Source organism: Streptomyces niphimycinicus (genome assembly GCF_018883605.1).
In the GTDB taxonomy this organism is placed as follows: Bacteria; Actinomycetota; Actinomycetes; order Streptomycetales; family Streptomycetaceae; genus Streptomyces; species Streptomyces niphimycinicus.
This window is the reverse complement of record NZ_JAHLEM010000379.1, coordinates 1-22755: the sequence shown is the minus strand read 5'-3', so window position 1 is coordinate 22755 and position 22755 is coordinate 1. Positions and strand designations below refer to the sequence as shown.

At 71.2% G+C, this 22755-nt stretch carries 20 protein-coding genes and 1 pseudogene; 9 read left to right on the top strand and 12 right to left on the bottom strand.

Translation table 11 applies throughout. The features are described from left to right. From KN815_RS29730 to KN815_RS29720, 3 genes and pseudogenes are all read right to left on the bottom strand, one after another. A partial coding sequence (locus KN815_RS29730) for a S1 family peptidase (RefSeq protein WP_216344968.1) occupies nucleotides 1-1188 on the bottom strand: 1188 nt, incomplete at its 3' end. 110 nt (nucleotides 1189-1298) lie between these two features. Beyond that, nucleotides 1299-1550, bottom strand: a pseudogene (locus KN815_RS29725) (LLM class flavin-dependent oxidoreductase); the annotation flags it as partial. Between the two features lie 692 nt (nucleotides 1551-2242). Continuing rightward, on the bottom strand, nucleotides 2243-2653 hold the full coding sequence (locus tag KN815_RS29720; protein ID WP_216344967.1) for an RrF2 family transcriptional regulator: 411 nt from the start codon (nucleotides 2651-2653) through the stop codon (nucleotides 2243-2245). A gap of 96 nt (nucleotides 2654-2749) precedes the next feature. Between KN815_RS29720 and KN815_RS29715 the strand changes: the two genes are divergently transcribed. Further along, nucleotides 2750-3274, top strand: coding sequence for a cupin domain-containing protein (locus tag KN815_RS29715; RefSeq protein WP_216344966.1), 525 nt, complete (start codon nucleotides 2750-2752; stop codon nucleotides 3272-3274). A 202-nt stretch (nucleotides 3275-3476) separates the two neighbouring features. Here the strand turns inward: KN815_RS29715 and KN815_RS29710 are convergent, their stop codons facing one another. After that, nucleotides 3477-4073, bottom strand: coding sequence for a helix-turn-helix domain-containing protein (locus tag KN815_RS29710; RefSeq protein ID WP_216344965.1), 597 nt, complete (start codon nucleotides 4071-4073; stop codon nucleotides 3477-3479). 90 nt (nucleotides 4074-4163) lie between these two features. Between KN815_RS29710 and KN815_RS29705 the strand changes: the two genes are divergently transcribed. Next, nucleotides 4164-4811 (top strand): class I SAM-dependent methyltransferase, encoded by a 648-nt coding sequence (locus KN815_RS29705; RefSeq protein ID WP_216344964.1) that lies wholly within the window; start codon nucleotides 4164-4166, stop codon nucleotides 4809-4811. A gap of 65 nt (nucleotides 4812-4876) precedes the next feature. Here KN815_RS29705 and KN815_RS29700 read toward each other — a convergent pair whose 3' ends face one another. The 3 genes from KN815_RS29700 to KN815_RS29690 form a co-directional block, all read right to left on the bottom strand. Continuing rightward, the gene (locus tag KN815_RS29700) at nucleotides 4877-5959 is read right to left on the bottom strand and encodes an acyltransferase family protein (protein WP_372458508.1); all 1083 of its coding nucleotides are present in this window, start codon (nucleotides 5957-5959) and stop codon (nucleotides 4877-4879) included. Nucleotides 5960-6130: 171 nt separating this feature from the next. Then, nucleotides 6131-6832, bottom strand: a complete 702-nt coding sequence (locus tag KN815_RS29695) for a DAK2 domain-containing protein (RefSeq protein ID WP_216344962.1) — start codon at nucleotides 6830-6832, stop codon at nucleotides 6131-6133. A gap of 97 nt (nucleotides 6833-6929) precedes the next feature. After that, nucleotides 6930-7928, bottom strand: a complete 999-nt coding sequence (locus KN815_RS29690) for a dihydroxyacetone kinase subunit DhaK (RefSeq protein ID WP_216344961.1) — start codon at nucleotides 7926-7928, stop codon at nucleotides 6930-6932. Between the two features lie 456 nt (nucleotides 7929-8384). Here KN815_RS29690 and KN815_RS29685 point away from each other — a divergent pair, with 456 nt between their 5' ends. From KN815_RS29685 to KN815_RS29675, 3 genes are all read left to right on the top strand, one after another. Beyond that, nucleotides 8385-9182 carry an SDR family oxidoreductase gene (locus tag KN815_RS29685; protein WP_216344969.1) on the top strand — a complete coding sequence of 266 codons (798 nt, stop codon included), beginning with the start codon at nucleotides 8385-8387 and terminating at the stop codon, nucleotides 9180-9182. A gap of 214 nt (nucleotides 9183-9396) precedes the next feature. Beyond that, nucleotides 9397-10569 carry a sialidase family protein gene (locus tag KN815_RS29680; RefSeq protein ID WP_216344960.1) on the top strand — a complete coding sequence of 391 codons (1173 nt, stop codon included), beginning with the start codon at nucleotides 9397-9399 and terminating at the stop codon, nucleotides 10567-10569. 629 nt (nucleotides 10570-11198) lie between these two features. Next, a complete protein-coding gene (locus KN815_RS29675; RefSeq protein ID WP_253209318.1) occupies nucleotides 11199-13217 on the top strand; it encodes a spermine/spermidine synthase domain-containing protein in 2019 nt (672 codons plus the stop codon). Nucleotides 13218-13292: 75 nt separating this feature from the next. Here the strand turns inward: KN815_RS29675 and KN815_RS29670 are convergent, their stop codons facing one another. Then, nucleotides 13293-14363, bottom strand: a complete 1071-nt coding sequence (locus KN815_RS29670; RefSeq protein WP_216344958.1) for a hypothetical protein — start codon at nucleotides 14361-14363, stop codon at nucleotides 13293-13295. Nucleotides 14364-14688: 325 nt separating this feature from the next. After that, nucleotides 14689-15657: a D-2-hydroxyacid dehydrogenase family protein gene (locus KN815_RS29665; RefSeq protein WP_216344957.1), complete on the bottom strand. Its 969-nt coding sequence runs from the start codon at nucleotides 15655-15657 to the stop codon at nucleotides 14689-14691. A 297-nt stretch (nucleotides 15658-15954) separates the two neighbouring features. Between KN815_RS29665 and KN815_RS29660 the strand changes: the two genes are divergently transcribed. Continuing rightward, on the top strand, nucleotides 15955-16776 hold the full coding sequence (locus KN815_RS29660) for a prephenate dehydrogenase (protein ID WP_216344956.1): 822 nt from the start codon (nucleotides 15955-15957) through the stop codon (nucleotides 16774-16776). A gap of 8 nt (nucleotides 16777-16784) precedes the next feature. Here the strand turns inward: KN815_RS29660 and KN815_RS29655 are convergent, their stop codons facing one another. Together KN815_RS29655 and KN815_RS29650 are read right to left on the bottom strand one after the other, a co-directional pair. After that, nucleotides 16785-17477: a response regulator gene (locus tag KN815_RS29655; RefSeq protein ID WP_216344955.1), complete on the bottom strand. Its 693-nt coding sequence runs from the start codon at nucleotides 17475-17477 to the stop codon at nucleotides 16785-16787. After that, nucleotides 17474-19168 (bottom strand): ATP-binding protein, encoded by a 1695-nt coding sequence (locus tag KN815_RS29650; protein ID WP_216344954.1) that lies wholly within the window; start codon nucleotides 19166-19168, stop codon nucleotides 17474-17476. Before KN815_RS29650 ends, KN815_RS29655 begins: the two co-directional genes overlap by 4 nt. Before the next feature lie 241 nt (nucleotides 19169-19409). On the opposite strand from KN815_RS29650, the gene KN815_RS29645 reads away from it, so the two are divergent. Genes KN815_RS29645 through KN815_RS29635 form a run of 3 tightly spaced genes read left to right on the top strand, consistent with a single transcriptional unit; the run spans nucleotide 19410 to nucleotide 22169 of the window. Further along, nucleotides 19410-20222, top strand: coding sequence for an ABC transporter ATP-binding protein (locus KN815_RS29645; protein WP_216344953.1), 813 nt, complete (start codon nucleotides 19410-19412; stop codon nucleotides 20220-20222). Further along, a complete protein-coding gene (locus KN815_RS29640; protein WP_216344952.1) occupies nucleotides 20215-21087 on the top strand; it encodes an ABC transporter permease in 873 nt (290 codons plus the stop codon). The genes KN815_RS29645 and KN815_RS29640 overlap by 8 nt, the downstream gene beginning before the upstream one ends. 50 nt (nucleotides 21088-21137) lie before the next feature. Beyond that, on the top strand, nucleotides 21138-22169 hold the full coding sequence (locus KN815_RS29635) for an ABC transporter substrate-binding protein (RefSeq protein ID WP_216344951.1): 1032 nt from the start codon (nucleotides 21138-21140) through the stop codon (nucleotides 22167-22169). A 54-nt stretch (nucleotides 22170-22223) separates the two neighbouring features. Here KN815_RS29635 and KN815_RS29630 read toward each other — a convergent pair. Continuing rightward, on the bottom strand, nucleotides 22224-22755 hold a 532-nt coding region (locus tag KN815_RS29630; protein WP_507229914.1), incomplete at its 5' end, for a glycosyltransferase family protein.

Sequence of the window (22755 nt, the reverse complement as noted above, 5' to 3'; positions counted from 1 at the left end):
CCCTGCGGCCCCGCCGTCATCGGCGCCGCCGTCCCCTGCGGCCCCGCCGTCATCGGCGCCGCCGCCTCCGGCCGCGCCGCCGTCCCCGATCTGCGCGCCGACCGCCGCCAGCGCGGTTGTCACCGGCTGGAAGAAGGTCTCGCCACCGGAGGTGCAGTCACCGCTGCCGCCGGAGGTCAGGCCGATGGCGTTGCCGTCCGCGCTGAACAGCGGGCCGCCACTGTCGCCGGGCTCCGCGCACACATCGGTCTGGATGAGCCCGCTGACCGTGCCCTCGGGGTAGTTGACCGTGGCGTCCAGACCGGTGACCGAGCCGTCGTTGAGCCCGGTGGTGCTGCCCATGCGCTGCACCTGCTGGCCCACCGCGGCCTCGGCGGCCCCGACGATGTCCACGTTCTGGTTGCCGGTGTTCACCGTGGACGGGGCCTCGGTGTTGGCGTCGTCGTAAGTGACCAGCGCGAAGTCGCCGTCACCGGGGAAGGTGGCGTCCTGCACGGTGCCGATCGGCGCGCCGTTCTGGGAGTCCGACCACTGTTCGGCCGCGACCCCGCAGTGGCCGGCGGTGAGGAACGCCGGGGCGCCGCTGTCCGTGGTGACGTTGAAGCCGAGCGAGCAGCGCGCGCCGCCGCCGAAGATGGCGTCGCCGCCCGCGACGAAGGGCTTGAACTCGCCCGTGGACTTCTTGAGGGTGGCCATGCCGTCGCCCAGCGACTTCACGGTGGACTCGAGGGTGTCCCACTTCGTCCCGGTGACGGTGGAGTCGGCGGTGACCCGCAGCTCATTGGTCTTGGGGTCCACCGACCAGGCGGTGCCCGGGATGGTGGCCTTGGTCTTGAGCGTCTTGGCGGCGGTCTGAAGCGCCTTGGTGCTGTTGTCCACGCTTCTGGCCACCGCGCCGGCGCTCTTGACCTCGACGTTCACCTTGTTGTTGTCGTCGACGACATTGACGATGACCTGCTGCTTGTCCTTGTCGTAGTAGGCCCCGCCGAACGCCTCGCCGAGCTGTGACGCGAGTTGCGCCGCGATGTCCGCCGCCGACGCGGCGTCCACCTTCTTGGGCTGGGCGGCCTCGGTCTTGTCGTCCTGTGAGGCGTTGGCGTTGGGCAGCAGTATCGCGGCCGCCGCGACGGCGGCGGCCCCGGCCCCCGCGAACACGATCTTTCGCTTGGGTACGCGTTTATGGCTCAACTCATGACCTCCTGTTGGGGGGTTACGGGATCGGCTCATCCGCGACGAGCACGACCCGGCAGTGGATACGGGCGGCGCACGAGTTGCGTTCAGAGAGATTGAGGAGATCTTTACGCGGCGCTCCCACCGGCCCGGTGGGCCGGCTCCTGGCGGACCAGTGGCAGCAGCTCACGGCCGTAGCCGACGGCGTCGTCCAGCGGGTCGTAACCGCGGATCAGCAGGGTCGTGACGCCGATGTCCACATAGTCCAGCAGCGCCTTCGCGACCGTCTCCGGGGTGCCGACCAGCGCCGTGGAGTTCCCGGCGGCCCCGGTGGCGGCCGCGGTCGCCGTCCACAGCGCCCGGTCGTGGAGCTCACCCCGGGAGCCCCAGCGCGGGGTCTCGCCCCCGCCGCCCGCCCCGGTCGTCGCCACCCCGCCGCAGGCGGACAGCAGCAGGGAGCCGCCCGCCCCAAGACCGAGCCCGAGCACGGAGCGCCGGTCTGGAGCGGGGCGCGGTGGCGGATCGGGCGGACGGCGGACGGCAAGTGGCGGGGCGGCGGAAGTCATGACGGGACGTCGCCTTTCGTGGTGTCAACTGCCCCCGGACGGCGGTGAGCACACGGCCGCACACGTCCGCACACGACAGCGAGGACACGCGGACGGGCAGCGGTCATCAAGGCCGGGGCGGTGGAGCCCGGGGCCCGGGGAGAAAAGAGAGGGGAACGAGCGTAACGAGGCGCTCGGGACGTGGCGGATCGCGTCGGCGAAAGGGACGATCAGCGACAGATGGCGCTGGCGGTGCGCCGGAAGTCCACGTATCGGCACACCACACCGGGGTGCGTCGTCAGCATGTGCCCATGGTGCGGGGCGAGGACCGGCGAAGCAATGGACACCTTTAGGTGTCTCATCGGGTAAGACGCTACGACCTGGGGCTTTTCAGTCCTGACGGGGCGGCCAGCGCCGGATGGGTGGCGGCCTCGTCCGGACGCAGCCACAGTGGCCCGCCCGCCGTCTCCACCCGTACGGCCGTGGGCGGGGGAGTGGTCCGGCCGGTCAGCCCGGGCTCGCGGGCGTCATGCCGCCAGCCGCTCGCGGACCAGATCGCTCAGGGCGGTGGAGGTCAGCACCTGGCGCACATGGTCCTCCATCCCGCGCCACACTCCGGGCAGTCCGGCCGCCGGGCCGTGGTAGCCGAGGTCGTCCAGCCGCTCGCCGCGCAGCGTCAGGAACGCCCCGTCCACGGCGAGCACGATGTCCGCGAGTGTTATCCCGGCGGGGTCGCGGGCGAGCCAGTAGCCACCCTCGCAGCCGCGCTGACTGCGTACCAGACCGGCCTGGCGCAGATCGCGGAAGACTCCCTTGAGGAACCGGAAGGGGATGCCCTGGGAGGTGGCTATCGCCTCACAGGTGAGTGGCCTGCCCGCGTCCGCGGCCAGCTCCGCCAGCGCCCGGACCGCGTAGTCCGCCTTCGCCGAGATCTGCATACGGCCATTATGCAGCGTGGATTTCGCGGTGTTGTGCCTGGTGGGAGAAAGGACACCTGTTGACATCCATTACCCGGGCTTTCTACGGTCACTGTCATGACGACGCCCGGCGGCGACCCCGCGCAGCAGCACGACGCGTTCCATCCGCATCTGAGCGATCCGAAGGATCTGACGGCCACCGCCCCCGACAGTCCATTGCGGCTGCGGCTGCACCACATCCGCACCGAGGACGTCGACCCCGGCACCGCCCAGACCGAGGGGATGCGGCGGTTCGCCGCGATCAGCGGTCAGTCGGTGGGCTCCGAGCGGCTCTGGATGGGCCAGACCCATGTGGCGCCGGACACCGCCTCCGCCAACCACCACCACGGCGAGTCCGAGACGGCCATCTTCGTGGTGCGGGGCCACCCCGAGTTCGTCTTCGCCGAGGAGCGGGACGGACATGTCGAGGAGGTCCGGCTGCGCACCCGCCCGGGTGACTACATCTTCGTTCCGCCGTTTGTGCCGCACCGGGAGGAGAACCCGGACCCCGACGACGAGGCGGTGGTGGTCATCGCCCGCAGCACCCAGGAGGCCATCGTGGTCAACCTGCCGGAGCTGTATGTGCTGGCGCCGGGGGAGTAGCCGACCTGCGCGGACACGTGGCGTAAAGGTGGCCGTGTCCCATCGGCGCCGGCCAGGAGCCGGACCTGGGGGACGACGTCCCCGAGACGGACGAGTCCGGCGCGGGACGGCGGGGCAAGCCGCAGACCGGAAGCGTGCACCCCGAGCGGCCCGTCCCGGACGAGCCCTCGGGGTGAACACCCCCGGTGTGAAGCGGGGCGGGTCAGGTACCGGCAGGGCGGGCGCGGACATGGATGCGCTCGCCCTGCGCCCCGAACAGCGAGAGGAACTCCACCGGCAGGTCCCCGGCGTTGGCGAAGCCATGGGGCGTACGGGTGTCGAATTCGGCGGCCTCGCCGGACGTGAGCACCAGGTCGTGCTCGCCCAGCGCCAGCCGTAGCCGCCCCGAGAGCACATAGAGCCACTCATAGCCCTCGTGCACCCGCTGCTCCAGCGGTTCGTCGCGCGCGCCCTGCGGCAGGGGCGGCATGATCTGCTTGTAGGCGTGCAACCCGCCCAGATAGCGGGTCAGCGGAACGAACGTCTGGCCCCGCCGGGTGAACGGCCGCGGATGGACCCGGGGATCCCCGGTGGCCGGCGCCCCCACCAGCTCGTCCAACTGCACTCCGTACGCCTTGGCCAGCGGCAGCAGCAGCTCCAGGGTGGGCTTGCGCTGCCCCGCCTCCAGTCGCGACAGGGTGCTCAGCGAGATCCCGGTCGTCTCGCTGAGCTGCGCCAGTGTGGTGCCACGGGTGCGCCGCAACGCCCGCAGCCGGGGTCCTACGGCGGTCAGTACCTCGGTGAGGTCTTCGTCAGCCATACCTTTTATTTGCTACCCCGGCAAAGAAGTTTGTCAAGTGATCGCGGCCGTGTGCACTCTCCTGCCAGGAACGAAGGGAGCACATCCGATATGACCGCCGACCCGCACAGCGCCTCGCCCGACACCTCGCCCGAGGAGTTCTGGGACAACTTCTACAGCGCCGAGGACCGCGTCTGGAGCGGCAAGCCCAACGCCGCTCTGGTGCGGGAGACCGCCGGGCTGACCCCCGGCAGCGCACTGGACCTCGGCTGCGGTGAGGGCGCCGACGCGGTCTGGCTCGCCCGGCAGGGCTGGCGGGTCACCGCCGTCGATGTCTCACAGGTCGCCTTGGACCGCGCCGCCGGACACGCGGCGTCGGAAGGTGTCGGCGACCACATCGAGTGGCAGCGGCACGACCTGTCCGAGTCCTTCCCGGCCGGCACGTTCGATCTCGTCTCCGCCCACTTCTTCCACTCCCGGCTGGAACTGCCCCGGGACCAGATCCTGCGCACCGCGGCGGCGGCCGTGGCACCGGGCGGAGTGCTGCTGATCACCGGACACGCCGCATTCCCGTCCTGGGTGCCGGACCCCGATCCGGAGTTCCACTTCCCCACGCCCGAGGAGGTGCTCGCCGGGCTCGACCTCGCGGACGGGGAGTGGGACGTCCTCGTCAGCGATGTCCACGTGGAGAACATGACCGCTCCGGACGGACAGCCGGCCACTCGCACCGACAACACCCTCAAGGTCCGCCGCCACTGACGGCGGCCCCGCGCCCCACTCGGGAACCGGACCACCCGTAGGGACCGGCCGACAGGAACCGGCCCTCAGGAACCGGTGCGCCGGAACGCCCAGTCCATGCGTGGCTCCAGCAGCGAGCGCAGGACCCGTCGCACCGGTCCCGTGCACAGCACGGTGATCATGAGCACCGCGGCCGCGGTGACGGCCAGCTCCCCGAGCGGGGTGTGCAGCCACGGATGGTCGTACCAGTCCCAGAAACGGGACGACTTGATGATGAAGCCGTGCAGCAGATAGCCGTACAGCGTCCCCGAACCGAGTGCGGTGAACCAGGTCCGGCGCCCCGGCACCCAGGCCAGGAAGCAGGCCGTCAGCACCAGTGCCAGGCCGAAGAGGGCGGGCGTGGTGAGCAGACCGGCCCAGGACGGTACGCCGTCCAGCGTCGCCACGCTCTTGCGGTGGTAGAACCACTCCGCGTCCAGCCACGGCGCCACCGCGTACGCCGTGCACAGGGCGAAGGCCGCCACCGGAAGGGCGATCAGCCTGGTCCGCCGGGTCCGCAGCCGGGTGAAGTGATCCGGTCGCAGAGTGAGTCCGACGACGAAGAACGGCAGGAACGCCAGCACCCGCTGGAGCCCGAGATCCCCACCGGCCTCGGGCGAAATGGAGGCCAGCGCGGCCACGGCCAGGGCGACCGGCACCGGGTGGCGCAGCGCGAGCCACAGCGGGGTGGTGATCCGCCAGATGAACAGCGCGGCCAGGAACCACATCACATACCAGGGGTCGAGCAGGCTGATCGGATAGCCCGGATCGTCCTGTGCCCAGCGGTAGAAGAGCGTGTATGCGACCTCGAAGACCACATACGGCACGACGACACCCGTGAGCAGCCGTTTCACCCGGCCCGGCGTCATGTCGAAACTCCGCGAGAAGTAGCCCGATATAAGGGCGAACGCGGGCATGTGGAACGCGTACACCAGCAGGTAGATCGCGGTGGCCGCCCGGCTGTCGTAGGTGAGTGGCTCCCATGCGTGGCCACATGCCACCAGCACGATGGTGAGGTACTTCGCGTTGTCGAAGTACGGGTCGCGCCGCCGGCCGCCCGACGCGCCGCTCTCGCGCGGTCGTGGGACGGCCGGAGGTGTGGTCACACGGGTGGAGGTGTCCTGCCGCACAGCTTCTACCGGATCCCTTCGATCGAGCCGACAGTCGAATCCTGGTCGTCTGCCCCGCTCTGCCCGTCCCATGCGGGCTCAGGATCCGGATCCCCGTACGTGCGGCCCGGCCGCGGCGTTCACCGGCGGGCGGCACGTCCGGGGATCCGTTCATGAACTCGGCCCTCCTCCTCAGGACACGGGGAGCCGGCTCAGCGAGGTCAGCTCGGTGTGTGCGGAGGCGAACAGCAAAGCGACGGTCAGGGCGCCCGGGTCCGGGACGCCACGGGCGTGGTCGCCGGTATAGCTGGCCCGTCCGCGCCGGGCGCGCAGATCGGTCGTGGAGCGGGCACCCCGATGGGCCGCCACCGCGGCCACATGCAGCGCGTGCGCGGGGTCGGCGGTGGGTTCACAGGAGGCGAGGGCCCGCGCGGCGGGGACGAGGGCGTCCACCATCGTCTTGTCGCCCACCTCGGCCTCGCCGACCCGCTGGATCGCGGCCGTCCCCGCGGCGGTGCCAAGAGCCAGCGCGGCGGTCCCGGGCGGGTCGGCGGCCATCCCCAGCGCGTCGGCGAGCTCCTGGAAGAGCAGCCCGAACAGGGGGCCGCTGGTGCCGCCGACATCGTCGAGGAAGACCCGCGCGGCGGCGTCGAGCGGCGCGTCCGGGCCCCTCCGGTTTCTCTCGCCGTTCCCCGAGCCCGCCGCCAGGGAGTCCAGCGCACGGCGGACACTGTCCATCCCGGTGACCAGATTGCCGCCGAAGTCGCCGTCGCCCGCCTTCTGGTCGAGCACGGTGAGCTCGGGTTCGACGGAGCGTACGGTGGCGGCGAACCGCGTCAGCCAGTCCATGACGGCGGCGTGCGTAAGGCCCTTCGGGCCGGGCTGATCGGACATGAGCGGGGCAACTCCTCGGGGCGGTGGCGGGGTCACTGGCGGGTGCGGTGGCTGGGTCGAAGGGGCCGGACGGGGGCACAGGGGCGGCCAGGCGCGGTCACAGTGGCCAGGCGGGCGTGCGGGCGGGGGCGTCCCACAGCCGCAGCGCCTCCGCGTCGGTGGCGAACAGGGTCAGCGAGAAGCCCCGCATGTCCAGGGCGCTCACGAAGGTGCCGGTCAGGGACCGGTCGAGGCCGACACCACGGTCGTCGAGGGCCTTGGCGACGGCGTGGCGGATGCCGTACAGCTCCAGCGAGGTGATCGACCCCAGCCCGTTGACCAGGGCGAGCACCCGTGTCCCCGCGGTGTCGGGCAGCGCGGCCAGCAGTTGGTCGGTCATGGTCTCGACCAGCTTGCCGAGCGGTGCGTGCGGGGTGGTCCCCTCGGCCCGCTCGCCGTGGATGCCGACCCCGAACTCCAGGACGTTGTCGGGAAGGGAGAAGGCCGCTGCCCCGGAGGCGGGCGTGTTGTGGGCGGCCGAGGCGACGGCGAGGCTGCGGGCCCGCCGGGTCACATCGGCGCCGAGGGCGACCAGGTCCTCCAGGCCGCGCCCCTCGTCGGCGGCGGCGCCGAGGATCTTCTCGATGATGAGGGTGGCGCCGGTGCCGCGCCGGCCGACCGCGATGTCATCGGAGTCGCTGGCGATGTCGTCGTCGATGAGGACACGTGCGCAGCGGATGCCCTCATGGGCGAGGCGTTCGGCGGCGATGCTGAAGTTGATGCGGTCACCGGTGTAGTTCTTGACGATGTGCAGCACACCGTCGGGCCGGGCGACGGCTCGGCTGGCCTCGAAGATCTGCCGGTTGTGGGGCGAGGCGAAGATCCGCCCGGGGCAGGAGGCGTCCAGCATCCCGGTACCGAGGAAGCCGGAGTGCAGGGGTTCATGGCCGGAACCGCCTCCCGAGATCAGCCCGACGCGGCGGGTGGGTGCGCAGTGGCGGGTGCGGAAGTATCCGTGGTCGGGGTGGTAGGCGACGAGATCGGCATGGGCGGCGGCGAAGCCCGCGAGCGCGTCGGGAACGAGAGACTCGGGCGAGTCGCGGAAGTACTGGGGCATGAACTCGGCTCCCTGGGCGAGTGGGGCGGACGGGGTGGACTCGGCGGTCGAGTGCCGTCTCGGCGGCAGCGGTTTGAGGGCTCAGGAACAGATCGTTCCCGCGACCCGGCGGAAGGGTGCTCAGGCTGGACAGCAGCGGGACCCCAACGGCCTACAGGCATACGCCGGTCGTGTGCAGAAGAGGCGGCATTGGGGAGGTTCCGGCTCGTGTGCCGGCCGGGAGCGGCTGAGCGAGCGGCTGGGCGGGGTGCGCGTCCGGGCCAGGCGCGAGGACTGCAACAGCGGGCCGCCTTCGGCGGAAACAAGACCCGCAAGCTGGAGTGGCTCGTCCCCGCTCCGAAAGGAGGAGCGCGAGGCGATGGGCGGGCCGCCACCGGGGTACCCGAAGCGCGGCCCGGGCCACGCGGCCCCGTGGCCTGCCCACCCCCGCGAGACCAGGGAGCCAGGGTGACGGACATGAACACCGGGAACGACCGGCAGGCCGGGAGCGCCGCGCCCCCCGACGGCCCGCTGTCGGGCTGCGCGGCGCTGGTGACCGGCGCGTCCAGCGGCATCGGAGCGGCCACCGCCCTGGCGCTGGCCCGTCAGGGAGCCGATCTCGCACTGGTGGCCCGCCGCACCGAACGGCTGGAGGACGTGGCCGCCACCCTCCGGAAGGAGGGCCGCGCCTGCGCCGTCCTCACCGCGGATCTGCGCGGCGCGGCGCAGGCCCGTCAGTGCGTCGAGGACGCGGCGGAGCAGTACGGACGGCTCGATGTGCTGGTGAACAACGCCGGCTATGTGGCCACCGGCACGGTCGAGGAGAGCGACCCCGAGGTATGGGAGCGGATGATCGACCTCAACGTCGAGGCCGTACTGCACACCTCCCGGCAGGCGCTGCCGCATCTGCTGCGGACGGCGTCCGACGGGCCGCGCGGGGTGGCGGACCTGGTGAACGTCAGCTCGGTGGGCGGCCGGGTGGCGCGGCCCGGCAACAGCGTCTACTCGGCCACCAAACACGCGGTGGGCGCCTTCAGCGAGGCCATGCGCCAGGAGGTGACCGCCCGCGGCGTCCGGGTGGGGCTGGTCGAGCCGGGCATGACCGTCACCGAGATGACGGCCGACAACAGGACGGCCACCGTCGCCCGCGGCTTGGCGCCCGAGTCCTGGCTGCGCCCCGAGGACATCGCCCGCGCGATCGCCTTCATGGTCGTCCAGCCCGCGCATGCCGCCGTCAACGAGATCATGGTGCGCCCCACCGCCCAGGCGCACTGACCCTGCCCCAGCCACCCCACCCGCCCCGTCACGCCACGGCGTAACGGGGCGGAAGCGCGTCCCGATCCGGGCCCGGCTTGGCTCCCGTCCGGCCCCGCTCGGCCCTCGTGGAAGCATGCGCAAGGGATTTACAACGTTGGAAATTCTCTTTAACGTTGCGCCACGCACGGCCCGGGCCCCTTCCCCCTCCACCACTCCTCCCAAGGGAGCGTGCATGACCACGCCGTACCGAAGACACCTCCTGCCCGCTCTGCTGACCCTCCTGACCGTCCTGGGCTCGCTTCTGGCGGTCCAGGCGCCCCCGGCCGCGGCCGCCTCCGGCACCCTGCTGCGCGACGGCACCGGCCTCTACCCCCGCGCCCTGCGGCTCGCGCACAACGGCGCCGCCAACGGCCGTGTCCTCGCCTCGGTGGTCACCTTCCGCGGCTCGGACGGGATCGGCGCCATCTACGAGAGCACCGACGACGGCGCCACCTTCCGCCAGGTGGGCGAGGTGGCCGACCCCGAGGCGTCGGGCGGACAGGGCGAATGCTGCGCCACCCTGTACGAACTGCCGCGAGCGGTCGGCGGCATGCCCGCCGGGACCCTGCTGTGGTCCGCCTCCATCGGCCAGGACGAGCCGGACCGCCGGATGGCCATCCGCGTCTTCCGCAGCAATGACCGGGGCCGCACCTGGTCCTATCTGTCCACCGTGGCCACCGCCCCCAACACCAAGGGGCTGTGGGAGCCGGAGTTCTCCGTCGATTCCAGTGGGCGCCTGGTGGCCCACTACTCGGACGAGACCGACCCCGCCCACAGTCAGAAGCTGATCGCCGCCCGCAGCAAGGACGGGATCACCTGGGAGGGCCACCACGCCACCGTCGAGAGCAAGCTCGCCTCCGACCGGCCCGGTATGCCCATCGTGCGCAAGCTGCCCGACGGCCGGTACTTCATGGCGTACGAGATCTGCGCCGCCCAGGGGCAGTACTCATGCGTGGTCCACTACCGGACCTCCCGGGACGGCTGGAACTGGGGGAACCCCGCGCACCTCGGCTATCGCCCCGAAACCGCCGACGGCAAGTACTTCACCCATACGCCGAACCTCGCCTGGGCCCCCGAGGCGGGCAACCCCCGGGGCAAGCTGTTCCTCATCGGCCAGGTGCTGAACAACGCCGATGGCAGCACCGCCGCCGGCAGCGGTGCCACCGTGTGGACCAACAGCAACGGTGGCACCGGGGCGTGGCGTTCGATCCCCGCACCGGTGCGGGTGGACTCCAAGGTGGTCGACTGGTGCCCCAACTACAGCTCGGCGCTGCTGCCCTCGGCGGACGGCAGCCGTGTGCTGGAGATCGCCACGGACTACGTGGGCAGCGTGTGCAAGCCCTTCTTCGCCACCGGGGCGGGCTGACCGGGTGAACGATCGGATGAATGCCCGGGTGAACGCCCGCTGACCCAAGCGGGGTTCGCCCGGCCCCGGATCACCCGTCCGGCCGTTCGGGGCCGGTGCCCGGCATGGTGCGTACGACCGTTTCCACCAGGGCACCGGCTTCGTGGCCCGGCCCGTGGTGTTCGCCGTGACGGTTGTCGTCGGCCGCGGTGTGGATGGCCGAACTGGCCGCGGCGACGGTTCTCGCCGTGCGCTCGCGGCGCCGCCCCGCTTCCCGGATTCCTTCCGCCTCCTCCGCGCGGGCGTCCGGCGTTGGCCCGGGCAGGTGACGGACACCGCCCGGGCCATGACCCGAACGCCGTACGGAGCTGACCCGGGCAGCGGGCCCGGGCCGTGTGCCGCGGCGTGGCCACCACACCCGGCGCGGCGAGTGAACCGCGCCCCATGCCACGCGGCTGACCTGCACGAATGGCCTCGGCAGGGGAGAGGTGGCGAGGTGGCGCGCGGGCCGAAGGCGAATGGCCGGGGCGGCTTCCCGCTGCTCCGGACGCCCGCCATCCGGCCGACGGCACGGGCCGTGTGGGTGCTCGACCTGCCCCGTCCCGGATGACAGCGTGGCCGACATGGAGCACAGCCCAGGACCGCAAAACGTGCGCGCGAGGCTGCTGCTGGCCAGCGCCACCATGCTCTTCGTCGAGCTCGCGCTGATCCGGTGGACCGGCGCCAATATCGTCCATCTGAGTTATTTCTCGAACTTCATCCTCTTGGGCTCGTTCCTCGGGATCGGCCTGGGATTCCTCATGCCCGCCGGCCGCGGGCAGTGGCTCACCCGCTGGGCGCCCGTCCCGCTCGCCGTTCTCGTCGTCTTGGTGCGCGAGTTCCCCGTGCAGGTACGGCAGACCAGCGGCGAGGTCATCTACTTCACCGCCGTGAAGACCACCGGTCTGCCCCAGTGGGTGACCCTGCCGGTGCTCTTCGGACTGACCGCGCTGATCATGATGGCCATCGGCAAGATGACGGCCGATCAGTTCCGTCAACTGCCCTCGCTGGAGGCATACCGCTACGACCTGCTGGGCTCGCTCACCGGCTCGGTGTCCTTCGCGCTGCTGTCCTGGCTGCGCGCACCGTCGGTGGTGTGGGGCGTGCTCGCCGCGGTGGCGTTGCTGACCCTCGGCGGCCGCCGCAACACCATCCGGTATACGGTCCCGCTCGCCCTGATGGTGGCCGTCCTGGCGCTGGAGACGGCGGCCAGCGGCATCTCCTGGTCGCCGTACTACAAGATCGAGGTGACCAGGCCGACCTCCGGCAGCCGGGACTACAAGATCTCCGCCAATGGCGTACCGCACCAGTCCATCGCCCCGCTGAAGGTGCTCCGACGCGCCGACTCCCCGTACGAGCAGCCCTACCGCGAAACCCCGAAGAACTCCCACCGCCGGGTGCTGGTCATCGGCGCCGGCAACGGCAACGACGTGGCGATGGCGCTCGCCCACGGCGCCCGGCGGGTGGACGCGGTGGAGATCGACCCCCGGCTCCAGGAGATCGGTGCGTCACTGCACCCGGCCCGGCCCTACGCCAACCCCCGGGTGCACGTGCACATCAACGACGGCCGGGCCTTCCTGGAACGCACCAAGACCCGCTATGACCTGGTCGTCCTCGCCCTGCCGGACTCCCTGACCCTGGTCTCGGGCGCCAGCAACCTGCGCCTGGAGAGCTATCTGTTCACCCGGCAGGCATTCGAGGCGGCCCACCGCCACCTCGCCCCCGGCGGCGCGTTCGCCATGTACAACTACTACCGGCAGAACTGGCTCATCGACCGGTTCGGCTCCACCCTCACCTCCGTCTTCGGACACGCCCCCTGCATCACCCACTACGGAGGCAAGAAGGCGGCCATCCTGGTGGCCGGTGTCACCTCCAGCGACCAGTCCTGTACCGGATCCGCCTGGCGCCCCTCGGGCCCGGTGCCCTCGGCCGCCAGCGACGACCATCCGTTCCCGTATCTGCTGCACCGCACCATCCCCACCCTCTACATCGGGGTCCTGGGCGCGATCCTGCTGGTGACCCTGGTGTCGGTACGGCTGACCGGGGTCCGGCTGCGGCGCACCGCCCGCTATGCCGACATGTTCCTGCTCGGCGCGGCGTTCATGCTGCTGGAGACCAAGAACGTGATCGGCTTCGCCCTCTACTTCGGCACCACCTGGCTGGTCAACGCCATGGTCTTCGCGGGGGTACTGGTCGCCGTGCTGTGCGCGGTGGAGGTGCGGCGCAGGCTGCGCCGGGTCAATCAGCTCGTACTGCAACTGATGCTCTTCTCCAGCCTCGCGATCGCCTGGCTGATCCCGTCCCACCTGGTGCTGGGACTGCCCTTCGCCCCTCGGCTGGCCGCCGCGATCGCGCTGGCCTTCGCCCCCATCTTCTGCGCCAACCTCATCTTCTCCGACCGGCTGGCGGCGGCCTCCGACCCCACGGCGGCCTTCGGCGCCAACCTGCTGGGCTCCCTGTTCGGCGGCACTCTGGAGTATCTGGCCCTGCTCACGGGCTATCAGGCGCTGCTGCTGGTCGTGGCGGTGCTGTACGCGGGTGCCTGTGTCGCCATGCGCTTCACCCGCCGTGGCTCCGGCGATGTCCCCAGCCATGAACCACTCGCCGTGCAGACGGCGCCACGCCTCTGAGCGCCCCTCTCCCAGCCGCCCCCGGCCGCCCTCCGGCCGGGGGCGGCCCGCGTCCGGTGGCGCGCGCCGCCGCGGTCACTCGAACATGACGTAATCCGGGCGTGGCCGCAGGGCCAGCACCTCTTCCGGGGTCATCAGCCGGCTCCCCTCGGTGTCCTCCTCGTAGAAGAGCTTGAAGCCGGTGCGCACGCCCTCGGGCTGGTCCTTGACCAACTGCCGCCAGGTGTCCCGCTTCATCCCCGGCGACCCGATGCCGTCCGCGCTCTTGATGACCACCACACCGGGCTGCGGGCGCAGCGCGGACTGCTCGCTGACGACGGACACGGCCACCTGGTGGAAGACCAGTGGCTTCTGCGGCAGATCGTGTTCGTCGATGATCCCGGAGAGATAGCGGGCCACATCGGTGAGTTCCTTGCCGCTGGTGTGGCCGTAGGTGTCGCCCGGGACCTCGCCCGGACCCATCTCCCACTCCGGGTCCAGGGCTATGCCGACATCGGGATGGACCAGCCATTCGCGCAACGCCTTGACCTCGCCGAGGACCGGCGCCCGGCCCGGCTGGATGTTCAGCAGCAGCAGGGCGCGATGGCGCTTGGCCGCGTCATGGAAGCGGCGGATCGTGTCGGGGGAGGTGCGCGAGCGGTAGGTGCCGTCGGGGCCCGCGCTGCTGTTGGCCACCGTCGCGAGGAGTTCGAGCACCGGCTGCGGTTCGCGGTCCGCGGCGTAGGCGCGGGCGGTCTTCTCGATCTGGCGCACCCGGTCGTCGAGGTTCCCGATGCCGAGCCGGCCGAGCGCGGCGGCCCCGGGCAGTCCGCAGTAGCCCACCAGGCGGTAGCGGGACAGCTCCCGGCCGCCCCGGGGCAGCTCCGGCCGCGGCTTCGGGGTGGGGGAGGGGGAACTCTTCGACGGAGTGGCGGACGGGGAGCGCTCCGCCTTGCCGGAGCCCTGCGGGCCGGCTCCGGAGGGCGAACCGGCCGACTCCTCGCCGCAGCCGGCGAGCAGGCCGATCCCGGCCGCCGCGGCCACCGAGAGCATGCCGCGCCGGGTCGGTGGCGGTGTCCCCGATCCGCCGCCGTCGCCGTGCCGCAGGGCGTTCCGCCCGGCCGATGCCCTGTCGGTTGCCGGTATTCCGGGTGTGCTGTGAGCCACGTTCCCTCCGTCCGCGGTGCCGGGTCGGTGGACCGGGCACCGGTCTGTTGTGCGGGCCGATGGGTTGTCCGTGCCAGGCAGCCTGTCCGGTATGACGAAGGCGAAACGGAATAGTGTCCACCGGGCGGAGGGCATGCGTCGCTTTCAGCCCGGGCAGACGACCGGTGACCGGGTGTGGAAGGTGCGAACGAGGGCGGCCGGGCCCTCGATGAGCCCAAGCTGCCCTGGAGCAAGCCCTCTTGACGCCGCTCACGGTCGAATCCCGCTTGGGCCCGGGGGCCGCTTGCCGCCGTCGCCCGGGGGCGGGGGTGCCGGAGCGGGGCGGTCAGGCGGGCGGGGTCAGCCGACGGATCGGCGCCCCGTCCAGATAGGCGCGGATGTCCTCCACCACATCGCCGTAGAACCGCTCGTAGTTGCCCCGGGTGACATAGCCGAGGTGCGGGGTGGCCAGCAGATTCGGCAGGGTACGGAACGGATCGTCCGACGGCAGCGGCTCCCGTTCGAACACATCGACCGCCGCGCCCGCGATCCGGCCGTCCCGCAGCGCCTCCGCGAGCGCCGCCTGGTCCACGATCGCCGCGCGGGAGGTGTTCACCAGAAGCGCTGTGGGACGCATCCGCCTCAGCTCCGCCGCGCCCAGCAGCCCCCGGGTGCGGCCGCTGAGCACCAGATGCACCGAGACGATGTCGCTGGTCTCCAGCAGCTCCTCCTTGGAACCGGCCGGCCGCACCCCCTCCGCCGCCGCGCGCTCGGCCGTCAGATTCTCGCTCCAGGCGGCCACCTCCATGCCGAAGGCCCGGCCGACCCGCGCCACCTGGGTGCCGATCCGCCCCAGCCCCAGCAACCCCAGGCGGCGGCCGTGCAGATCGGTGCCGACGGTGCTCTGCCACGGCCCGCCGTCCCGCAGCGCCGTGCTCTCCGGCACCACATGGCGGGCGAGCCCCAGGATCAGCGCCCAGGTGAGCTCGGTGGTCGGTTGCGAGCCGCCGCCCGTGCCGCACACGGTCACACCATGGCGGGCGGCGGCCGCCAGGTCGACCGACGCGTTGCGCATCCCCGTGGTCACCAGCAGCCTCAGCCGTGGCAGCCGGGCGAACAGCGATGCGGGGAAGGGCGTGCGCTCCCGCATGATGACCACGATCTCGCAGTCCCCGATCGTCTCGGCCACCGCGTCCTCACCATCGATGTACTCATGGACCGGCACCACGTCCACCGCGTCGAGCACACCGGACCAGTCGGCCGCCGACAGCGCCACGTCCTGATAGTCGTCGAGCACGGCGCAGCGCAGCTTCATGGGACTACCTCTGTTTCCTCGGACGGGTACGGTGTTTCTACCACCCGTGTGAAGCCACCCTGAAAACTGGGGCCTGACACGTCGTCACCGCGTTTGCGGCGCCACCCTTCCGGATGACATCGGCGGTGCGGGCGCGGTGTGACAGGCGTGTGTTTTCACCGAAAGTTGGCCTCTCAAGGGGTGCTGAGACACGTGTGGTTGTTTTGCGTAGTGGCACACCGGGCACCGCACCGTCTGAACAGCAGGCATAATCACTGCTGCGATGGGCGCAGACGCCCAGAAAGGGGACGAAGTGAAGTGAACGCGTTGAGCGCGGACAGCAGTGTGGGTTCGACCATTGAGGTACTGGAGGCCGAACTCCCCCAACTCCAGAAGCAACAGGAGGCACTCAAGGGTGATTTGGAGGCCGTCACCAAGCGGCTGGAGGCGGTCAGCACCGCCCTGAGCAGCTTGCAGACGCTCTCCATCGCCACGGTGTCGGAGCAGGCCGTGGACGGTGCCCCCGTGGCGGTGGCCAAGCCCGTGGCCGAGGCCGCCCCGGCCGAGCCGGCCGCGGAGCCGGCCACCGAGGCCACGGCCGAGGCCGAGCCGGAGACCGCCGAGGACACGGCCTCCACCGGCCGTACCTCCGCCGCCACGCGCAAGGCCGCCATCGGCCGTCAGCGCAGCAGGGGCAAGGCGGCCAAGGCGCCGGCCACCGGACGGGCCACCAAGGCGGCGGGCAAGAAGACCGCCGCCGCCAAGAAGACCGCGGCGAAGGCCGTGGCGAAGGCCCCGAAGGCCACCAAGGCCACGGTGAAGGCCACTGCCAAGGCCACCACCAAGGCCGCGGCGAAGCCCGCCAAGGCCACCAAGGCCGCCGCCGAGAAGCCGGCGGAGAAGGCCACCAAGGAGGCGGTCGCCACCTCCGAGCGCTCCACCGGGCTCGCCGACAGCGTGCTGGCCGCGCTGCGCAAGGCCGGCCGTCCCATGCGGGCCTCCGAGGTCAACGATGCCCTGGGCCGCGACGAGACCCGCACCAATGTGAACTCGGTGCGCAACACCCTCGAGCGGCTGCGCTCCTCGGACCGCGCCCAGCGTTCCGGCCGTGGCCTGTACGAGGCCACGGCCACAAGCTGAAGGTGCCGTCAGTTCACCGCCACCCATGTGTAGCGGTGTTCGGGACGGCCGGTGTCCCCGTACTTGAGGGTGAGGCTGATGCGGCCCGCATGTTCGAGGTACTTCAGATAGCGCTGGGCCGTGGAGCGGCTGATACCGGTGCGCTCCGCCACTTCGTGGGCGGAGAGCGGCTGGTCGGCCTGGTCCAGGACCCGCCGTATGAGGTCGACGGTGGGCGCGGAGTGGCCTTTGGGGAGGGCGGGGCCGGACGTGTCGGCGGCTGCGAAGGCGCCGAAGATCCGGTCCACCCTCTCCTGGCCGGTCTCGCCGCGCCCGCCGACGCCCTCGAGAGTGCGGCGCAGCCCCGCGTAGCCGTCCAGCTTGGCCCGTAGCCCGGCGAAGCTGAACGGCTTGACCAGGTACTGGAGCGCGCCATGGCGCATGGCGGCCTGGACGGTGGCCACATCACAGGCGGCGGTCACCATGATGACGTCGGCGTGGTGGCCGAGCTGGCGCATCCGCCGCACCAGGGTCAGCCCGGTCTCATCCGGCAGATAGTGGTCGAGCAGCACGAGGTCGACCGGGGTGCGTTCGAGGGTCGCGAGGGCCTGGGCTGCGGTATGGGCACGGGCGATGACCCGGTAGCCGGGCACCTGGGCCACATACGCGGCGTTGATCTCGGCGACGTGGAAGTCGTCGTCCACGACAAGAACGTCAATCATCGTGACTCTCCTGCTGCGGTGAACTCATGAGTGGGTGTGTCGTCCCCGGTGAGGGCCTCTGGCAGGACGACGGTGAACACCGCCCCGCCACCCGCCCGGGCGGTGACCCGGGCCATGCCCCCGTACCGCTCGGCCAGCCGCCGTACCAGGGCCAGTCCGATGCCCCGGCCGCGCGGCGACACCATGGCGAACCCCTCGTGGGAGTGGGCATCGGGCCCGGCGTCCGGGAAGCCGGGGTGGGCGGGCCGCTTGGTGGACCAGCCCTCGGTGAAGATCTGTTCGCGCATCCCCGGTGGCACCCCCGGACCGGTGTCGCTCACCCGCAGTACGGCGGTGGTGCCCTCGGCCCTCAACTCGACCTCGATGAACGGGGTGGGGGAGGGGTGTGCGGCCACCGCGTCCAGCGCGTTGTCGATGAGGTTGCCGAGCACGGTCACCAGATCGCGCGGATCGACCACCCGCCCGGGCAGCAGGGTCGCGGGCGAGATCCGCAGGGCCACGCCGCGCTCGGCCACGATGGCCGACTTGCCGACCAGCAGCGCCGACAGCAGCGGATCGTGTACCCGTTCGGAGATCTGCTCGGCCGAGGCCCGCCGGGCGTTGGTGAGCTCGGCCACGAACTGTGCCGCGCGTTCGTGCAGCCCCAGCTCCAGCAGCCCCAGCAGGGTGTGCAGCCGGTTGGCGTGTTCGTGGTCCTGGGCGCGCAGCGCGTCCAGCAGCCCGCGGGTGCTGTCCAGCTCGCGGCCCAGCAACTCCAGCTCGGTGCGGTCGCGCAGGGTCGCCACCGCCCCGCCGTCCTCGGTCGGCATGCGGTTGGCCACCAGCACCCGGGCACCGCTGACCGTCAGCAGATCCGCCCCGTCCACCCGCCCCGCCAGCACATCGGTGGTACGGCCCGGTGGCAGTGACTCCTCCAGGGTGCGGCCGGTGGCGTCCGGGCGGATCCCGAGCAGCCGCCCGGCCTCGTCGTTGATCAGGCGGATCCGGCCGTGCCGGTCGAAGGCCACCACGCCTTCGCGGATGCCGTGCAGCATCGCCTCCCGCTCGTCCAGCAGCGCCGAGATGTCGGCGAACGCGACACCGTGCGTACGGCGGCGCAGGTGGCGCGAGACGGCGATGGCCGCCAGAACACCCACCCCGAGCGCCGCCCCCGCGTACAGCAGCAGCCGGGGCACCGCCGCCAGCAACTGATCGCGCACGCTGCCGTAGCCGATGCCCACCGACACCGCCCCGATAAGCCGTCCGTCCCCGGAGCGCAGTGGCACCTTGGCGCGGGCCGAGCGGCCGAGCGTCCCCACGTCGATCTGAAGGACCTCCCGGCCCGAGAGCGCCTCGCCAGGATCGGTGGAGACGTGTTCGCCGATCCGGGCGGTGGTGGTGTGCGACCAGCGCACCCCCCGGGAGTCCATCACCACGATGTACAGCGCCCCGGTGGCCCGGCGGATCCGTTCGGCCGCCCGCTGCACCGGACCCGAGGGGGTGGGGTCGGTGGCGGCGAGGTCCCGCGCGATGTCCGGATCGGCCGCGGTGGTCTGGGCTATGGCGAGCGCCTGGTGCATCGCCTGGTTGTCGATCTCGGAGCTGAGCGGGGCCAGGAACAGCGCGGTCGCCAGCACCATCACCCCGGCGGTGATGGAAAGCTGCGCGGCGAGCACCTGGCCGGAGACACGCCGAGGCCATCGGATGCGCATGATGGGCCCCCTGTCTCCTGTCTCGCCCATCCCGTGTGGTCCCGTGCGCGAGCGGTAGTACTTCGTCCGTTTATGGTGCTGTGAACGCACCGTAAAGGTGCCCGAGGCGTATGCCCAGTCCCCGTGGCGTATTCGTTGCCAGGGCGCGAGCAAAACGAGCAGAACAGGGTTTGTGCGCGCAACAGCGGGTTGTGCCCAGAAGACTGCCGCTGTGGCCCGGGTCACTTCTAGCCTCCCGGCCATGAGCAGCCACACCAGCCCCGCCATCGAGCTGCGGGGAACGAGCAAGGCGTTCCGGACACCGTCCGGGGCCCTCCACACCGCGGTCAGGGATCTCGACCTGACGGTTGGGCCCGGTGAGTTCGTCGCCGTCGTCGGGCCCACCGGTTGCGGAAAGTCCACGACACTGACGCTGGTCAGCGGGTTGGAGGAGCCCACCGAGGGTGAGGTGCTGGTGGCCGGCGAACCGGTCCGCGGCATCGCCTCCAACGTCGGCTTCGTCTTCCAGCAGGACGCGGTGTTCCCCTGGCGCAGCGTGCTGTCGAATGTGATGGCCGGCCCGCGGTTCCGCGGTGTGCCCAAGCCGGAGGCCAAGGAGCGGGCCCGCGAGTGGCTGGCCCGGGTCGGCCTCTCCTCCTTCGAGGACCGCTATCCGCATCAGCTCTCCGGCGGTCAGCGCAAGCGCGTGGCGCTCGCGGCGACCTTCGTCAACGACCCCGAGATCCTGCTCATGGACGAGCCGTTCTCGGCGCTCGATGTGCAGACCCGTGCGCTGATGTCGGACGAACTGCTGGAGCTGTGGGCGGGGACCGGCGCCTGCGTCGTCTTCGTCACCCACGACCTGGAGGAGTCCATCGCCCTGGCCGACAAGGTCGTCGTGATGACGGCCGGACCGGCCACCGTCAAGGAGGTCTTCGAGATCGATCTGCCCCGGCCCCGCAAGGTCGAGTCGGTGCGGCTGGAGCCGCGGTTCGTGGAGATCTACCGGGAGATCTGGTCCTCGCTCGGCGAAGAGGTCCGTATCACCCGCGAGAGGGGTGCCGTCGATGCCTGAGACCATATCCGCCACGGCCGCGCCCGCCCTCGACAAAACACCCGGCACGCGCACCAGGGCCCGGGCACGCGCCGCCCGCAACCGCGCGATCCTCGTCCAGACCAGCCGCGCCCTGGTGCTCCTCGGTGTCATCGGGCTGTGGGAATGGCTGGCCCGCGCCGCCGTCATCGACCCCTTCAACTTCTCGATGCCCTCCAAGATCTGGGACCAGCTCAAGCAGTGGGCGCTGCACGGCACCGCACAGGGCTCGCTGTGGGAGCAGATCTGGTACACGCTCTACGAGGCGCTCCTGGGCTGGGGCATCGGCGTCGTGGCCGGTGTGGTCCTGGGGATCGCGTTCGGCCGGGTCGCCTTCCTGGCCGATGTGCTCGGCCCGTACATCAAGGTGCTCAACGCGCTGCCGCGTATCGTCCTCGCGCCCATCTTCCTGATCTGGTTCGGCCTCGGCCCGGCCTCGAAGGTCGCCTCGGCCGTCGTCCTGGTCTTCTTCCCCGTCTTCTTCAACGCTTTCCAGGGCGCCCGGGAGGTCGACCGCAACCTGGTGGCCAACTCCCGGATCCTCGGTGCGAGCAACCGCCAGGTCACCCTCCAGGTGGTCATTCCCTCCGCCACCTCGTGGATCTTCACCAGCCTCCATGTCAGCTTCGGCTTCGCCCTCATCGGCGCCATCGTCGGCGAGTACATCGGCGCCACCAAGGGGCTCGGCCTGCTGGTGTCCTCCTCGCAGGGCACCTTCAACGCCGCCGGTGTGTACGCCGCCATGGTGATCCTCGCCGTGGTGGCCCTGCTCGCCGAGGGGCTGCTGACCTTCCTGGAGAAACGGCTCTTCCGCTGGAAGCCCGCCCAGCCCGGCGAAGACCGCTGAGCCCCCGCCTCCTTCTTCCCAGCTCATCACCGCTCACAAGGACGTGACCCATGCGCAGTAGTGCCAAGTTCTCCGCGGCCGCGGTCGCCGCGGCGCTCGCTCTGACCACCCTCACCGCCTGCGGAGGTGACTCCAGCGCCTCCGGCGGCGAGAACGGCAAGGTCAAGATCATGGTGGGTGGCCTGGACAAGGTCATCTACATGCCCGCGATGCTCACCCAGCGGCTCGGCTACTTCAAGGCGGAGGGCCTCGAGGTCCAGTTGCTCACCGAGCCCGCCGGGGTGCAGGCCACCACCTCGCTGATCGCGGGCGATGTCCAGGGTGTCGTCGGCTTCTACGACCACACCCTCGATCTACAGGTCAAGGGCAAGCAGGTGGAGTCCGTCGTCCAGCTCGCCCAGGCCCCCGGTGAGGTCGAGGTGGTCTCCAACAAGGCGGCGGACGAGATGGCGTCGCCCAAGGACTTCAAGGGCAAGAAGCTCGGTGTCACCGGTCTGGGCTCCTCCACGGACTTCCTGACCAAGTACCTCGCGGTCGACGGCGGCGTGAAGACCAGCGAGTTCACCCCGGTGGCGGTCGGCGCGGGCCAGACCTTCATCTCGGCCCTCAAGCAGGGCTCCATCCAGGGCGGTATGACGACCGATCCCACAGTCGCCCAGATCGTGGACCAGAAGATCGGCAAGGTCCTGATCGACATGCGCACACCCGAGGGATCCAAGCAGGCGCTCGGCGGTCTGTACCCCTCCTCCTCGCTCTACATGAACACCGACTGGGTGAACGGCCACAAGGACACGGTCCAGAAGCTGGCCAACGCCTTTGTGAAGACCCTGAAGTGGATGTCCACCCACTCGGCCGAGGACATCGCCGCCAAGATGCCGAGCGACTACGCGCAGGGCGGTGCGAAGCTCTACGTGGAGGCCATCAAGAGCACTCTGCCGATGTTCACCAAGGACGGGGTGATGCCGGCGGACGGCCCGGCGACGGTCGAGCGCGTCCTCAAGGCGTTCAACCCCAACCTGAAGAACGCCACGGTGGACCTGAAGAAGACGTACACCAGCGAGTTCGTCAAGAAGGCGGGCTAGGGACCCGAGGGCCGAAACCGGGTGGGGTTCTTAGAAGCCCAGCCTTCGACGAACTCAGCCCGACGCCGCCGTCCGCGCGACCGCCCCGGTCAGCCGGACGGCGGCGTCATCCGCGAAGAGCCCGCGGCCCGTCGCGATACGGCGCTCCCGCCACGCGCAGGGCTCGGTGAGCGCGTCGAGCATCCGCACCAGCTCCCATGAGTCCCGGGCATGGTCCGAGAGCCCCAGCGCGGCCATCCGCCGGACGCCCTCGCGGCCATGGCCCGGGATGGGGCGGTAGCCGATCACGGGCACCCCGGTGGCCAGCGCCTCCAGCGCGGTCTGACCGGCCGCGTTGTCCACCACGGCCCGCACCGCGGCCAGCAGACCGGGCATGTCCCGCTCCCAGCCGAAGGCGGCCACCTCCGGCCGGCGCGACAGCTCGGCGCGCAGCCGTTCGTCCCGGCCGCACAGCACCACCGGCAGATACCCCGCCCCGGCCACCAGCCGCGCCGTGTCCACCACCCGTGTCCCGGCGCCCCACGCCCCCACGGACAGCAGCACCGGCGGCCTCCCGGGCGCGAGCGCGCACAGGTGCCGCCGCCAC

What these genes read in the sequence shown, in the direction of transcription:
- KN815_RS29635 (WP_216344951.1), top strand. Translation starts at nt 21,138, where the DNA reads ATGCGCAGTAGTGCCAAGTTCTCCGCGGCCGCGGTCGCCGCGGCGCTC.
- KN815_RS29665 (WP_216344957.1), bottom strand. Translation starts at nt 15,657, where the DNA reads ATGAAGCTGCGCTGCGCCGTGCTCGACGACTATCAGGACGTGGCGCTG.
- KN815_RS29705 (WP_216344964.1), top strand. Translation starts at nt 4,164, where the DNA reads ATGACCGCCGACCCGCACAGCGCCTCGCCCGACACCTCGCCCGAGGAG.
- KN815_RS29715 (WP_216344966.1), top strand. Translation starts at nt 2,750, where the DNA reads ATGACGACGCCCGGCGGCGACCCCGCGCAGCAGCACGACGCGTTCCAT.
- KN815_RS29710 (WP_216344965.1), bottom strand. Translation starts at nt 4,073, where the DNA reads ATGGCTGACGAAGACCTCACCGAGGTACTGACCGCCGTAGGACCCCGG.
- KN815_RS29690 (WP_216344961.1), bottom strand. Translation starts at nt 7,928, where the DNA reads ATGCCCCAGTACTTCCGCGACTCGCCCGAGTCTCTCGTTCCCGACGCG.
- KN815_RS29650 (WP_216344954.1), bottom strand. Translation starts at nt 19,168, where the DNA reads ATGCGCATCCGATGGCCTCGGCGTGTCTCCGGCCAGGTGCTCGCCGCG.
- KN815_RS29695 (WP_216344962.1), bottom strand. Translation starts at nt 6,832, where the DNA reads ATGTCCGATCAGCCCGGCCCGAAGGGCCTTACGCACGCCGCCGTCATG.
- KN815_RS29685 (WP_216344969.1), top strand. Translation starts at nt 8,385, where the DNA reads ATGAACACCGGGAACGACCGGCAGGCCGGGAGCGCCGCGCCCCCCGAC.
- KN815_RS29640 (WP_216344952.1), top strand. Translation starts at nt 20,215, where the DNA reads ATGCCTGAGACCATATCCGCCACGGCCGCGCCCGCCCTCGACAAAACA.
- KN815_RS29720 (WP_216344967.1), bottom strand. Translation starts at nt 2,653, where the DNA reads ATGCAGATCTCGGCGAAGGCGGACTACGCGGTCCGGGCGCTGGCGGAG.
- KN815_RS29655 (WP_216344955.1), bottom strand. Translation starts at nt 17,477, where the DNA reads ATGATTGACGTTCTTGTCGTGGACGACGACTTCCACGTCGCCGAGATC.
- KN815_RS29645 (WP_216344953.1), top strand. Translation starts at nt 19,410, where the DNA reads ATGAGCAGCCACACCAGCCCCGCCATCGAGCTGCGGGGAACGAGCAAG.
- KN815_RS29680 (WP_216344960.1), top strand. Translation starts at nt 9,397, where the DNA reads ATGACCACGCCGTACCGAAGACACCTCCTGCCCGCTCTGCTGACCCTC.